This window comes from Corallincola luteus, assembly GCF_004336975.1.
Taxonomy (GTDB): Bacteria; Pseudomonadota; Gammaproteobacteria; order Enterobacterales; family Neiellaceae; genus Corallincola; species Corallincola holothuriorum.
Genome location: NZ_SJXE01000001.1, coordinates 740,296 through 753,901 on the forward strand (window position 1 = coordinate 740,296; position 13,606 = coordinate 753,901).

Here is a 13,606-nt window from a genome sequence, read left to right on the forward strand (position 1 = left end):
AGATGTCTATGACCATAGAGCGTCGGCCGCTGCCAGCGGCTGATGCTGTTATTGCTGGATTACCGCCTCTTCTGCAACGTATCTACGCTAGCCGTGGTATTACTGCCGCGCCGCAGCTCGAACGACAAACCTCCCACCTGGCTCGACCAACCGAGCTGAAAGGCATGCAACCGGCAGTGGTGTTGCTTGCCGATGCACTGAATGCGCAGAAGCGGCTGTTAATTGTTGGAGATTTTGATGCTGACGGTGCGACGTCGAGCGCTCTTTGTGTCTTGGCGCTGCGTGCTATGGGCGCAAAGTTTGTCGACTTCCTGGTGCCCAATCGTTTTGATTATGGTTATGGGTTGAGTCCTGAGATCGCTGATGTTGCCCATCAACAAGGGGCAGAGTTACTGATCACTGTTGATAATGGTATCTCGAGCATTCAAGGGGTGGCGAAAGCTAAGCAGTTAGGTATGCAGGTACTGATTACCGACCACCATTTGCCTGGTGAACAACTGCCTGCTGCGGATGCCATTGTGAATCCCAATCAGCCTGGCTGTGAGTTTCCGAGTAAATCGTTAGCGGGCGTCGGTGTGGCGTTTTATCTGCTGTCAGCCTTACGCACAGAGTTGCGCCAGCGAGGATGGTTTGCCCAGCAGCAGTTAGCTGAGCCCAATCTGGCTGATTGGTTGGATATTGTTGCTTTAGGTACCGTCGCTGATGTGGTGCCGCTGGATCAGAACAACCGTATTTTGGTGCATCAAGGCTTGCAGCGGATCCGCAGCGGTCGATGTCGTCCAGGGATCCAGGCGTTGATTGATCTCTCTCAGCGTAAACAGCGGGAGATGACGGCATCTGATCTGGGTTTTGCTTTAGGGCCGCGCCTCAATGCAGCCGGACGGCTGGATGATATCTCTCTTGGTATTAACTGTTTGCTTTGTGATGATTTCCAGCAGGCTAAACAGATGGCCGAGGAGTTGGATACGCTTAACCGTTCTCGTCGAGAGATCGAGCAGGGAATGGAGCAGGAAGCGCTGGCGGCTCTGTCGGCATTGGATGTCGATGAAGCGGATCTGCCGTTAGGCTTATGTCTGTTTCAACCAGACTGGCACCAAGGCGTGATAGGGATTCTCGCTTCCCGTATTAAGGAGCGTTTCTATCGTCCGGTACTGGCATTTGCCGATGCTGGAAATGGTGAGTTAAAGGGGTCTGCGCGTTCTATCTCTGGTTTGCATATGCGCGATCTGTTGGAGCAGATCGACAGTCAGCATCCAGCGTTGATTATTAAGTTCGGTGGTCACGCCATGGCGGCAGGCTTGAGTATCCACGCTGATAACTATGCCCGCTTTCAGCAGGTTTTTGAGCAAACAGTTGCAGCAACGCTCACACCGAGTGACTTAAGTAACGTGGTACTCAGTGATGGTGAACTTTCGCTATCAGAGCTGACCTTGGATACCGCGTATCAACTGCGGGATGCGGGTCCTTGGGGACAAGCATTTCCTGCACCGGTATTTGATGGGGAGTTTTGGTTGTTGCAGCAGCGCATTGTTGGTCAGCGCCACCTGAAAATGGTGTTGTCGCCTGACAATGGTGTTACTGCCATCGATGCTATCGCTTTTAATGTTGATACTGAAACTTGGCCCGATCCCTCGATCCGCAAAGTACATGTTGCCTATCAGTTGGATGCTAATGAGTTTCGTGGCAATGTGACACTGCAGTTTGTTGTGCAGTATTTGCAAGGGATCGCTGGCTGATCCCTCGCGCAACGCTACTTTCTACCGCGTATTTTCCCTGATCCTATTTCACTTCATAAGGGATAGCGAGATGGCCGTGTACTGGAAACAGCAGATCGTATAGCCAATTATAAGCAAGCGTGTACACCAGATAGAGTACTACGAGTCCGATATCCATCATCAGCGCATCCAGCAGAGATAGCTTTAGCCACCAGGCGATGAGTGGCGTTGTCAGCCAAAGAATACCCATCTCGATACCACAGGCGTGAAGGCAACGTTCGATGAAACGTTTATCTGTGCGGCCATAACGTCGGTAGATAACACGATCAAACCAGCCGCTAAAAAGATAGTTCCAACAGGCACACAAAGATGCAAAGCAGAGTGCCAAAACTCCTAGTTTGAGCATCGGGTGGCCTGTTAGCCAACTGATTAGTGGCATCAATACACCTAGTGATCCCAATTGGTAACCGATGCTATGACGGATCCTATCGTTGCGTGCTCTCATTTTCATCTCTGGATGTCGATAATGGGTAGATAGTATTCGATAGCCAGCTGTATCAAAGTTACAATGTATCTATAAATTAGATACATTGAGCGGGGATGATGAGTAAACTGGCAGGTCACTACACCCTGGAGCAGCTGCGGGTGTTGATCGCAGCGGTAGACAGCGGCTCCTTCTCTGCGGCGGCGAGAAAGCTAGGTCGAGCGCAGTCCGCGATCAGTCATCAGATACAAAATCTGGAACTGGATCTCAATGTGGTGTTGTTTGAGCGCAGCGGCCGTTATCCGCAGTTAACGGCTGCTGGACGGGCGATCCTTGATGAAGCGCGTTTTCTATTGTTACGAGCGGATCACCTTTCCGGGATAGCGGCATCGTTGCAAGCGAAACAACGGACACGATTGGTGATCGCTGCTGACGAGATGGCGTTGGACGGAAGTTTTGACAAAACCATGCTGCATTTGTCGCAGCGTTTTCCTACGCTTTCGGTGGATTTGGTTCATCCGGTGCTGGAAGAGGTGGCGGCCATGGTGAGAAACGGTGAGGCGCAGGTTGGACTGACAGTGCAGATGTCCCAGGTTTATGATGATCTCGCTTTTGCGCGCCACGGTATGACGCAGATGGTTTGTGTCGCAGATCCTGAGCATCCGTTAGTCGGGCTATCAGCAATTGAAGTATCCACGTTAAGTCGCTATCGGCAGGTGCTGGTGAGTGTCAGGCGGCAGCAAGCAAGTCATTGGCAGTTATCACCCTCCTGCTGGCATGCGGGTAACATTTGGAGTGCCGTGGAACTGGCCAAAATGGGCGTGGGATGGACGAGCGTACCGGAATATGCTGCGCGGGCAGCCTTGGCTCAGGGAAAGCTAAAAATATTGCATACCACAATGGAGGCCCCTGTGTGGGAGCAAGCGACGGATCTTATTTGGCGTTTTGATCTGCAGCGTGACGAGGTGCTGAAGTGGTTGATGGGAAAATTAGCGGGGGTGATTCATTGAGTAGGGTAAATGACAGGCAAATAAAAAGCCGGTAGCAAATTGCTCACCGGCTTAATTTCTCTAATACTCAGCGGTTAGGCTGAAATTAGACAACAGTTACGTTTTCGGCCTGTGGACCCTTCTGACCTTGAGTTACAGTGAACTCAACTTTCTGGCCTTCTTCAAGAGTCTTGAAGCCAGCGCCAGTGATAGCACGGAAGTGAACAAACACGTCAGGGCCATTTTCCTGCTGGATGAAACCGAAACCCTTGTCAGAGTTGAACCATTTTACAGTGCCAGTAACAGTAGACATAAATCTTTCCTAGAACATTAATTAACAGTGCCAAATTTGGCTTACCGCTTGTTTGCGAAGTTCACTAATTTGAACACAAGACGACTGGGTCAGGACAGAGTCTACAGACATAGCATCGTAACGTAACAAATAATGTAACCGCGCATCCGAGCGCAAAGTCGATACTAAAGCAATCCCTGACCTTGTCAACAAATGGATGGGTAAAAAATGTGCAAATTGAGCTTGATGGATGTTCTTGCGCTAAATTAAGCTCTTTCAATCAGTTCTCTGTGGTCATTAAGGCATCAATGAATGGGTCAGCATTGCGTTTAGGTATCGATCTAGGTGGTACTAAAACTGAAATTATCGCTTTGGATAGTAATGGCGTTGAGTTGTATCGTCAGCGGATGATGACCGTTAAAGGCGACTATTACGCCACGTTGTCAGGGATCAAGCAGCTAGTACTGGAGGCTGAATCTGTATTGGGCCAGCAGGGAACCGTTGGTGTTGGTATCCCTGGTACGATTTCAGAGGTCACTGGCAGGGTAAAAAATGCCAATTCAACTTGTTTGATAGGTCAGCCCCTCAGGGAAGACCTAGCACAGCAACTCAGCCGTGAGATCCGTGTGGCCAACGACGCAGATTGCTTTGTTAGCTCTGAAGCTGGCGACGGTGCGGGCGCCGATTATGACAGTGTGTTTGGCGTGATTTTGGGGACTGGGGTCGGTGCTGGTGTGTCTGTGCACGGGCGTCTACTGCCATCACCTAACGGTGTGGCAGGTGAATGGGGGCACAATCCTATGCCTTGGATAGATGATGCCCAACGGACTGCAGTGGGTCGTTGTTATTGTGGTCAGCAGGGTTGTATCGAACAGTTCTTAAGTGGCCCAGCGTTGGCTGCTCGCTGTTTTCGTGAAACAGGCCGTCAGCTTTCTGCTAAAGAACTGGCGATGGCTTTGAACAGTGACCCAGCTGCGGACTCAGTATTTAAGCGTTACGTTTTGGATCTCTGTAAAGGGCTGGCTCATGTTATCAACCTGCTTGACCCACAGGTGATAGTTTTGGGTGGCGGAGTGTCGAATATTGATCGTTTATATGACCTGATACCTGACAGCCTAGGGGACTATGTTTTTGGTGGCGAGTGTTCAACGCCGATAGTTAAAAACCGGCATGGTGATTCCAGTGGCGTGCGCGGAGCTGCTTGGCTTTGGCCTTAAGCTGCAAGGTTGCTTTGAAAGGAACAAAGCGAAGCCCGATGTTGCCATCGGGCTTCTTTATTGGTGGTGTCGAGGTTAGAACCCGACAAAAAAGTTAATAATGATGGCGTTAATAATGTCGATAAAGAAACCACACACCAGCGGAACCACAATAAACGCGCGGTGAGCAGCACCATGTTGTTGGCTGACGGCGGTCATGTTGACGATTGCCGTGGCGGTTGAACCTAGCGTGATGCCGCCGAAGCCTGAACAGATCACACTGGCTTCGTAATCTTTGCCCATTAGCCTGAACACTACCCAAACGGTGAAGAGCACTGACATCAGGATCTGTGCAGTCATGACGGTAGAAAGGAACAGCAGTGCGCCTTTCAGTTCCCATAGTTGCAGTGACATCAGAGCCATCGTCAGGAACATGCCCAGACAAATATCAGAGATCAGTGACAAACCTTGCTCCTGCCCTGGCCAGCGCAATTTAGGGAACATAGGGGAAAAGACGTTTCTGATGACGATACCGGCCACTAGGCAGCTCACGAACTTAGGCAGGCTGATGCCTATTTCGGTTAATCCCATATCGAGGAAATGGCCAATAATCAGGGCGATGTTGAGCCATAGCCAGGCCCATAAAATGCCGTAGTAATCGACACTGGTATGGCTAGCATCGTGGGTCACACCAATATCTAGCGTGCCGTGATCACCGGTTTTTAGTTGGTTTCTTTTAATTAAATAGCCAGCGATTGGCCCACCAATACAGCAGGCGCTAATAAGGCCAATAGTATTCGCAGCGATACCAATTTCAGATGCGTTGGTGATACCCAGTTCTTCAACAAAGGTGGGAGTCCAAGCGATGGCGGTACCGACCCCTCCGATTAATGAGATAGAGCCGGCCATCAGACCCGATTTAGGATCCATGCCGAAAAGGTCAGCGATACTGACCCCGACAATGTTTTGCAAAAAGATAAAAGTGGTCGCCAATACGGTGAGAATGACCAAAGGTTTGCCACCGGATATCAATGTTTTGATATCTGATTTTAAGCCGATACCGGCAAAGAAATAGAGTAACAGCCAGTCACGTACATCAAGCTTAAAGCTAATTTGCCAGTCGAAGATAAAGTAGAGTAATCCCACCCCCATAGCACAGAGGAAACCACCAATGACGGGCTCTGGAATACTAAACTTTCGTAAGGTGGGTGATTTCATCAATGCCACTTTACCGATGAACAGTAAAATGATGGCAAGGGTAAAGGAGACAAAACCGTGGACGGTAATTTCAGTCATCTAAAGCGTTCCTTGAGCCTGTAATACGGTATTTCGATAGTAACTAATTAAAAACGTTCCCTAAATCAATTTAGTTCAGCGGCTCTAATGCCGCCAATAAGGCTGCAGGATTGGCGATGAGGTTGCCAAACTCGTCGCTGAGCCGTTCACTTTCTGCAATCGCCATTCGCCAAGCTTTCAGCCGCGTATGATCATCCATAGTCGAGAAGTCTTTTCTATCTGGAATTTTTCTGTTGGGTAACTTGGCAATAAATTGTTCACTGGGTACCAACATAATGACATTGTCATAGTGCGCTGGATTAGGCTTTCGCCAACGTAACCCTTTGTCGAACCAACCTGGAATGGTTTTACTAGAAAAGTGTGGATACAGGACGATACCGTCGTGACAAAACGGCAGGTCAAAGTGGTAATCGGTGATACCACCGTCGCGATAGTTGCCAGGCCGTGCACCGGCAATGTTTTTTATTCCTTCCATTATCATGGGTATTGAGCCGCTGGCCATGACAGCATCAATCAAGTTGCTTTGATTGAGTGCGACGGTTTGTGTCGGCAGATCCCTGACAGAGAGAAAGTCTGCCTTATCCTTGGGGTGGTGAAATATGGTGCGTTCAAAAAAGCCACCTAGTAAGCGACGGTGAACGGCATTCGCACTGGCTGTCAGGCCCAGACCTATCATCTGCAATGCCTTTCGTTCGCTGCTATTAATATGTTTGGCTCGAGCAGCGATGACATTAAGACGCATGGTGGGGTGGTTCAGTATCTGTTCGATGCTGTTTTCAGTGAAAACGTGGGCTAACAGTTGTTGGCTGATTTCTGTGATCTGGTTGGTGGTGGCATTTTTGGGGTAGGTGAGTTGGGTATACCCCTCAAGAAAACGCCGTGTCACCGCTGGGGCATCATTTTGTGCCAAACAGCTGAAGCGAAAAGCGCCAGCGCTGGAGCCTAATAGATGCAGGGGCGTTTTTCTGTCGCGAAAATACTCCCCGCCTAAGTAGCAATCTAGCGGCGCAAGCACGAACCACTTAGGGCCGCCGCTGGCTCCTACTAGCACCGTTATATCATCGGGAGACAAGCCATTTTGCGTAATATGTTGGCGGGCTTTTTTGCCAGCCAAAACCCTTAGCGCAGTTGCCAATATGTGGTTTCCTTTTGCTTCCTTACACCTTGATGAACGTTCTAATAGGTATTAAGAATGTTCACAATAATACTGCGAATATTACTTTAAGCGCTGTTAGGTAGATGTTTGCAATTGCTCGTTAAATGTTCGTGTGTTTTGTTGCGTTTTGGTCTCTCGTGACTTTCCCTCTTGTGGCTGCAGCCTAAGGCTTTGACTCATTAGTGCCAACCAAGCAATCATTCCGAAGAAAAACATGGCAGTGATTAAATTGCCAGTCATAATATCTGTTAAACCAAACACTAAAAATCCTGCAAACAAGCAATAGTTAGCTAATTGAAGCGGCTTGTGTCTGGGCTCGCTGTTTAGGCTGCGAGAGATAGCCCAATAGCAACCAACGTAGACGGCTAGTAAACCGAACAGTCCCACCAAACCTTGTTCCACTAACACATAGAGCCATTCATTGTGTGGGTGACTTATCCAGACAAAAGTCGGATCAATGGAGCCTTTCTCTGCCAGCGCGTTAAGCGCAGGTTTGAACTGGTGAATACCGACACCGAGCCAAGGGTTAGTAGGAAACATTTCAAACAGAGATATTCGCCATATTTCAAGTCTGGCGCCAACGGAAGAATGGATATGGCCTTCGATGATGTATCTAGAGATCTCACCGATCGCTAAGTCGACCCGCGCACGTACCATGGGGAATATGAAACTGACGGGGACGCTTAAGGCTAATAGACCTAAGCTACGCCAATACAACCTTGGCCGTTTTGCCATATAACCGTGAATTAGGATCCACCCCAGTATGGGGATTGCTAGCCAACTGCCGCGGGAGCCTGACATGATCACCGCTGCCAACCCAAGAATCGATGCCCCCCAAGTCAGGGCTCTGCGTTGTTTCGATGTCACTGGCCACAGTGGTGCTGTTGCAATGGTCATTGCCACCAGGATGACACAGATATCTGAGAACAATATGGCATTGGTAAACCCTTCAGCTCGGTGCAAATCAAAAATCAGCCGCTGAATAAGTGCCATCAGGCCGGAGATTATTGCGGCAGCAGGAAATGCCAAGCTGGCGGCTCCCCATGAGAGTTTTATATTGGCCAATGCCAATACGGTGGCGACTGCTGCCACTGGGGCTAAATAGGTGCCCGCACGCAGCGATTGATGTAGGGTTTGAATTGGGGCTGCATCAGCCACCATCAGTATATTAATGCCTAATAATATGGCATAAGCGAGAAAGATGGATGAGACCACCCGCAATGGCCCTGTTGGGAGACTTGGTGCTTTTTGTTGTGCCCATGCTAGGAAGCCTGCAGCGATGAGTAGTAGCGTTAGGCTGGTTCCGTTTCGGTCTGGCATCAACGCGATAAAAGGTAATAACAGCAGTGTGCAATAACTGTATCGAGATAAAATCAAAATGAATTTCCTACTGTTGTGACGAGTTCATAGTATCGGTACATCATTAAAAATTCGATGGGTAATGTAACAGTAAGTGGTCACTATTGTTATAATCGCTGGTTGTTATTTAACCTTGTGGTTTAATTTAGATCAGTCTATTGACGAGTTTCACTGGCTGACTAGGGGCTCTGTCTGTAGAATCCGCGCCCGCATAGCTTAGCTATAAACCAACATCTTTTTTAAGGGCCCCCTATGAACTACAAAGCCGCTTTGTGTGGTGCAGCTTTGGTGTTTGCCGCACCAGCCAGCGCTGAAGATTTTTTCTTCTGGTCTGATACCAGTTTGACACTGCTTCACGGAACGAACTTCGAAGTTGATTCTGAAGATCAGACAACCGTGACATTTGAGCATGTGAATGGCCACAAGTATGGTGATTTTTTCATGTTCTTTGACTACATCACCTATCACGACAGCCCGCTAAATGACGGCCAGTATGGTGAAATCTCCCCACGTTTCAGTGCCGGCAAGATTTTTGATAAAGATCTTTCGTTTGGCATTGTTCAAGATGTGCTCGCTACATTTACTTACGAATTTGGTAAGGGCAATGTAGAAAGTGTGCTTTATGGTCCTGCGGTTGATCTGGCGCTGCCAGGTTTCGATTTTTTCCAATTGAACCTCTACAAGCGTGACCCTAACAACAATGACAGCGAAGGCTGGCAGTTAACGCCAGTATGGAAGGCGACATTCGAAGTAGGTCAATCAGAGTTAGTTGTTGATGGCTATATCGATTGGGTATTCAAATCAGATAACAGCAACTACGAAGAAAACCTGCATATCAACCCGCAGATCAAGTATGACTTAGGCATGAGTCTTTGGGGTGCGGAAAGCAAAGGTCAGCTTTATGTCGGTATTGAATACGACTACTGGAGCAACAAATACGGCATCAGCGATGATGTACCATTTGATGTCGACCAGGAAGATGCTGTCTCGGCTATCGTGAAATATCACTTTTAAGTAAGCTGATTATTTCAAGCATAAAAGGCGCCTTTTGGCGCCTTTTATGTACAGGATGTACGAGCTATCTCCCTCACTAATAAACCTCTGCTCTTGTTCTGCATAACGTCGCAACAACCCATTACTTACCAAACCATAGCTGCGTTAATTCATTTTTGTAGCCGGAGATATCTAGTTGCTGTTGCTGACACCAAATATCGTCGTAATAGGTATTGAGGTAGCGTTCACCACTGTCACAAATCAATGTCACAATAGAGCCGGTTTCATTCCGTGCTTTCATCTCGGATGCGAGTCGTAAGCTGCCGTATAGATTGGTTCCGGTAGAACCGCCGCATTTTCGGCCAAGCTCCTGCTCTAACAGTCTTATCGCAGCGATGCTGGCGGCATCTGGTACCTGGATCATACGGTCGATGACATCAGGCATAAAAGAGGGCTCTACGGTTGGGCGACCAATCCCCTCTATACGTGAGCCTTTACCTGTATTAATGCCGCAATCACCACTGTTAAAAAAGGGATAAAAGGCTGAAAAGTCAGGATCAACGACACAAAGCTGCGTGTCGGTTTTATGGTATCGCGCATGACGTCCCAATGTGGCTGAGGTACCGCCGGTTCCGGCACTCATCACTAACCAGCGCGGTATCGGGTGAGGTTCGTCGGCCATCTGGGCAAAGATGCTTTCGGCGATATTGTTATTCCCCCGCCAGTCGGTTGCACGTTCGGCATAGGTAAATTGGTCGATGAAATGGCCATCGGTTTCCTGCGCCAAACGTCTCGCTTCCGCTGATATATCCCCGGCGTTTTCTACTAAGTGACAGCGACCTCCATAGAAGCTAATTTTGTCGATCTTTTCTTGTGAGGTGCATGCTGGCATGACAGCGATGAAGGGTAAATTAAGCATGCGGGCAAAATAGGCTTCTGAGACGGCGGTGCTGCCACTGGACGCTTCAATTACCGGGCGTTCGGCTTTGATCCAGCCGTTGCAAATGCCATAGAGGAACAGTGACCTGGCTAGCCGATGTTTCAGACTACCAGTTGGATGGGTCGATTCATCCTTCAAGTAGAGGTCTATCTCTGGGCAGCTAGGAATATTGAGTTTGATTAAATGGGTATCGGCACTGCGATTGAAATCCGCTTCAATCAGGGCGATCGCTTGCTTTTCCCAGAGGCGGTTTGAGTTGCGCATATGGACTTCATCGGTCTGTTATCTGAACACTGAGTTAGCCTAAAAGCTTGTGGCTATGGATACCATGATCTCTATTTATCTTTGTTGTCAGTATGTGTAACAAGTTGTGAAGTGCTGTAGCGGTGGTTTTTGCTTGTCAAATAACCGCATGTCGCTGGTAAATATCTGTATCTTCGGTTGCGGTTCCGGTAGAATCCGGCGGTTAAATTTCCATGGTATACCAGTTATATGTTCGAGATTAATCCGGTACAGAACAAAATCAATGATTTCCGCGAGCGCAATGAGTCGCTGGTGGGTTATCTGGATTACGACGTGAAGAAAGAGCGTCTGGAAGAAGTGTCCAGAGAGCTCGAACAACCGGATGTCTGGAATGAGCCGGATCGGGCGCAGGCATTGGGTAAGGAACGTGCAGATCTTGAAGCCGTTGTTGATACCATTGTCCAGATGCGGCAAGGATTGGAAGATGTTGAAGGCTTATTAGAGCTTGCCGTTGAAGCGGAAGATGAAGATACCTTCAATGAGGCGGTGGCTGAGCTCGATGATCTGGAAGCCAAGCTGAACAAGCTGGAGTTTCGCCGTATGTTCTCCGGAGAGCAGGACGGTATGGACGCGTATATCGATCTGCAGGCGGGCTCTGGCGGCACAGAGGCGCAAGATTGGTGCAACATGCTGTTGCGAATGTATCTGCGCTGGGCGGAAGATAAAGGTTTTAAAACTGAGATAATTGAACTGTCAGAAGGTGAAATCGCTGGGCTGAAAAGTGCCACCGTGCGAGTTCAAGGTGAGTATGCTTATGGTTGGCTCCGCACGGAAACTGGCGTACACCGGTTAGTGCGCAAAAGCCCTTTTGATTCCGGCGGCCGTCGACATACCTCGTTTGCCTCGGCGTTTATCTATCCTGAGATTGATGACTCGATTGAGATTGAGATTAATCCGTCCGACCTTCGAGTCGATACCTATCGTGCTTCTGGAGCGGGTGGTCAGCACGTTAACCGGACCGATTCCGCGGTACGCCTAACGCACTTACCAACTAATACTGTTGTGCAATGTCAGAACGATCGCTCGCAGCACAAAAATAAAGCGCAGGCGATGAAGCAGTTGAAAGCAAAACTGTTTGAGTTAGAGATGCAGAAGCAGAATGCCGAAAAGCAGGCGCAAGAAGAGACGAAAAGCGATATCGGCTGGGGTAGTCAAATCCGTTCTTATGTGTTGGATGACTCCCGGATTAAAGATCTACGTACCGGGGTGGAGAACCGAAATACCCAAGCGGTACTGGATGGCAATTTAGACCGATTTATTGAAGCAAGTTTAAAATCTGGCCTGTAATGGCTGGCATCAAAATTTATCCTAAAGGTTGAGAAATGACTGAGCAGGTACAGGACGAAAACAAACTGATCGCCGAACGGCGTGGCAAACTCGATCAGATCCGTCAGGATTGTAAAGCCAATGGTCACCCTAATGATTGGCGTCGAGATTGTTTGGCCAACAACCTGCAGGCTGAGCACGGCGATAAGAGCAAAGAAGAGTTGGAAGCTTTAGGTTTGCAGGTAGCGATTGCTGGTCGGGTGATGGCAAAGCGTGGTCCTTTTCTTGCCGTACAGGATATGAGTGGCCGTATTCAAGCTTATGCCGCTAAAGACGTACAGAAAGAGTTGAAAGAGATCGGCGGTCTGGATATCGGCGACATTATTGGCGTAAAAGGCGCACTGCATAAATCCGGCAAGGGTGATCTTTACGTCAATATGGAAGGGTACAAGTTGCTCACTAAGGCACTGCGCCCGCTACCAGAAAAATTTCATGGTTTGACCGATCAGGAACAGCGCTATCGCCAGCGTTATGTTGATTTGATTATGAACGAGCAGTCTCGCCAAACCTTTATGGTGCGTTCAAAAATCATTGAAGCGATCCGCCAGTTCATGAATCAGCGCGATTTTATGGAAGTAGAAACGCCGATGATGCAGGTGATCCCTGGTGGTGCATCTGCCCGTCCATTCATCACTCACCACAATGCGCTCGATATCGACATGTACCTGCGTATTGCGCCTGAGCTTTATCTGAAGCGTTTGGTCGTTGGTGGGTTTGAGCGGGTGTTCGAAATCAACCGTAACTTCCGCAACGAAGGCCTATCGCCACGTCATAATCCTGAATTCACCATGATGGAATTCTATATGGCGTATGCGGATTACAATGATCTGATGGATCTGACTGAAGAGATGCTGCGTAGCGTGACTCAGCAAGTCTTGGGTAGCAGTGTGGTTAAGTACGGTGAAGAAGAGTTTGATTTTGGTGCGCCGTTTATTCGTTTGCCGATGAAAGAATCGATTTTGCAATACAACCCTGAAGTGACCATGGAGCAATTAGCCTCTTTGGAAACGGCGACGGAAGTGGCTAAAGATCTGAAGATCGAAGTGCAGAAGTCGTGGGGCTTGGGCAAGGTTATCTGTGAGATCTTCGAAGAGACGGTTGAGCATCGCTTAATTCAACCTACCTTTATTACCGAGTATCCGGCGGAAGTGTCGCCGCTGGCTCGTCGTAATGACAACGACTCGTTTATCACTGACCGTTTTGAGTTCTTTGTTGGTGGTCGTGAGATCGCTAATGGTTTCTCGGAGCTCAACGATGCACAAGATCAGGCGGATCGGTTCCGTCATCAAGTGGAGCAGAAAGACGCCGGTGATGATGAAGCGATGTTCTTCGATGAAGACTATATTACGGCGTTAGAGCACGGCTTACCGCCAACAGCTGGGCAGGGCATTGGTATCGATCGTTTGGTGATGTTGTTTACTGACAGTCATACTATTCGTGATGTGGTGTTGTTCCCAGCATTGCGTCCACAGAACTAATTTGACGCCACTTTTTCAGCGCGAGTTTGTTTCAAACAGCGCGCTATAAGTGCTAAATGATTGACGTTAAATGGGAGGC

12 protein-coding genes are annotated in these 13,606 nt (G+C 48.7%); 6 read left to right on the forward strand and 6 right to left on the reverse strand.

Annotated features, from left to right (window positions below; all coding sequences use genetic code 11):
• The first annotated feature begins 2 nt into the window (after nt 1-2).
• Nucleotides 3-1,736, forward strand: coding sequence for a single-stranded-DNA-specific exonuclease RecJ (gene recJ, locus EZV61_RS03205; protein ID WP_131414309.1), 1,734 nt, complete (start codon nt 3-5; stop codon nt 1,734-1,736).
• A 43-nt stretch (nt 1,737-1,779) separates the two neighbouring features.
• Here the strand turns inward: recJ and EZV61_RS03210 are convergent, their stop codons facing one another.
• Entirely contained in the window at nt 1,780-2,220 is a 441-nt protein-coding gene (locus EZV61_RS03210; protein WP_130566470.1) for a PACE efflux transporter, read from the reverse strand.
• 95 nt (nt 2,221-2,315) lie between these two features.
• Between EZV61_RS03210 and EZV61_RS03215 the strand changes: the two genes are divergently transcribed.
• Complete coding sequence (locus EZV61_RS03215) at nt 2,316-3,209, forward strand: LysR family transcriptional regulator (RefSeq protein WP_114337265.1); 894 nt, start codon at nt 2,316-2,318, stop codon at nt 3,207-3,209.
• 85 nt (nt 3,210-3,294) lie between these two features.
• On the opposite strand, the gene cspE is transcribed toward EZV61_RS03215, so the two are convergent.
• The gene (gene cspE / locus EZV61_RS03220; protein ID WP_114337266.1) at nt 3,295-3,501 is read right to left on the reverse strand and encodes a transcription antiterminator/RNA stability regulator CspE; all 207 of its coding nucleotides are present in this window, start codon (nt 3,499-3,501) and stop codon (nt 3,295-3,297) included.
• 287 nt (nt 3,502-3,788) lie between these two features.
• Between cspE and EZV61_RS03225 the strand changes: the two genes are divergently transcribed.
• Nucleotides 3,789-4,697 (forward strand): ROK family protein, encoded by a 909-nt coding sequence (locus tag EZV61_RS03225; RefSeq protein ID WP_205695308.1) that lies wholly within the window; start codon nt 3,789-3,791, stop codon nt 4,695-4,697.
• Nucleotides 4,698-4,772: 75 nt separating this feature from the next.
• Here EZV61_RS03225 and gltS read toward each other — a convergent pair whose 3' ends face one another.
• The 3 genes from gltS to EZV61_RS03240 all read right to left on the reverse strand — a co-directional run bounded on the left by gltS (nt 4,773) and on the right by EZV61_RS03240 (nt 8,505).
• Nucleotides 4,773-5,972 carry a sodium/glutamate symporter gene (gltS, locus tag EZV61_RS03230; RefSeq protein WP_131414310.1) on the reverse strand — a complete coding sequence of 400 codons (1,200 nt, stop codon included), beginning with the start codon at nt 5,970-5,972 and terminating at the stop codon, nt 4,773-4,775.
• A gap of 70 nt (nt 5,973-6,042) precedes the next feature.
• Nucleotides 6,043-7,107 carry a patatin-like phospholipase family protein gene (locus tag EZV61_RS03235; RefSeq protein ID WP_205695310.1) on the reverse strand — a complete coding sequence of 355 codons (1,065 nt, stop codon included), beginning with the start codon at nt 7,105-7,107 and terminating at the stop codon, nt 6,043-6,045.
• 96 nt (nt 7,108-7,203) lie between these two features.
• The gene (locus EZV61_RS03240) at nt 7,204-8,505 is read right to left on the reverse strand and encodes an O-antigen ligase family protein (protein WP_131414312.1); all 1,302 of its coding nucleotides are present in this window, start codon (nt 8,503-8,505) and stop codon (nt 7,204-7,206) included.
• Between the two features lie 234 nt (nt 8,506-8,739).
• On the opposite strand from EZV61_RS03240, the gene EZV61_RS03245 reads away from it, so the two are divergent.
• On the forward strand, nt 8,740-9,501 hold the full coding sequence (locus tag EZV61_RS03245; protein WP_114337271.1) for an outer membrane protein OmpK: 762 nt from the start codon (nt 8,740-8,742) through the stop codon (nt 9,499-9,501).
• Nucleotides 9,502-9,622: 121 nt separating this feature from the next.
• On the opposite strand, the gene EZV61_RS03250 is transcribed toward EZV61_RS03245, so the two are convergent.
• Nucleotides 9,623-10,684 carry a PLP-dependent cysteine synthase family protein gene (locus EZV61_RS03250; protein ID WP_131414313.1) on the reverse strand — a complete coding sequence of 354 codons (1,062 nt, stop codon included), beginning with the start codon at nt 10,682-10,684 and terminating at the stop codon, nt 9,623-9,625.
• A gap of 228 nt (nt 10,685-10,912) precedes the next feature.
• Between EZV61_RS03250 and prfB the strand changes: the two genes are divergently transcribed.
• Nucleotides 10,913-12,010, forward strand: coding sequence for a peptide chain release factor 2 (gene prfB / locus EZV61_RS03255; protein ID WP_131414314.1), 1,098 nt, complete (start codon nt 10,913-10,915; stop codon nt 12,008-12,010).
• A gap of 35 nt (nt 12,011-12,045) precedes the next feature.
• Nucleotides 12,046-13,527, forward strand: a complete 1,482-nt coding sequence (gene lysS / locus EZV61_RS03260) for a lysine--tRNA ligase (RefSeq protein ID WP_131414315.1) — start codon at nt 12,046-12,048, stop codon at nt 13,525-13,527.
• Nucleotides 13,528-13,606: the final 79 nt, after the last annotated feature.

Bases quoted from the DNA above. Each gene is read 5' to 3' on its own strand.
- EZV61_RS03215 (WP_114337265.1), top strand. From the start codon at position 2,316: ATGATGAGTAAACTGGCAGGTCACTACACCCTGGAGCAGCTGCGGGTG.
- cspE (WP_114337266.1), bottom strand. From the start codon at position 3,501: ATGTCTACTGTTACTGGCACTGTAAAATGGTTCAACTCTGACAAGGGT.
- gltS (WP_131414310.1), bottom strand. From the start codon at position 5,972: ATGACTGAAATTACCGTCCACGGTTTTGTCTCCTTTACCCTTGCCATC.
- EZV61_RS03225 (WP_205695308.1), top strand. From the start codon at position 3,789: ATGAATGGGTCAGCATTGCGTTTAGGTATCGATCTAGGTGGTACTAAA.
- EZV61_RS03250 (WP_131414313.1), bottom strand. From the start codon at position 10,684: ATGCGCAACTCAAACCGCCTCTGGGAAAAGCAAGCGATCGCCCTGATT.
- lysS (WP_131414315.1), top strand. From the start codon at position 12,046: ATGACTGAGCAGGTACAGGACGAAAACAAACTGATCGCCGAACGGCGT.
- recJ (WP_131414309.1), top strand. From the start codon at position 3: ATGTCTATGACCATAGAGCGTCGGCCGCTGCCAGCGGCTGATGCTGTT.
- EZV61_RS03210 (WP_130566470.1), bottom strand. From the start codon at position 2,220: ATGAGAGCACGCAACGATAGGATCCGTCATAGCATCGGTTACCAATTG.
- prfB (WP_131414314.1), top strand. From the start codon at position 10,913: ATGTTCGAGATTAATCCGGTACAGAACAAAATCAATGATTTCCGCGAG.
- EZV61_RS03245 (WP_114337271.1), top strand. From the start codon at position 8,740: ATGAACTACAAAGCCGCTTTGTGTGGTGCAGCTTTGGTGTTTGCCGCA.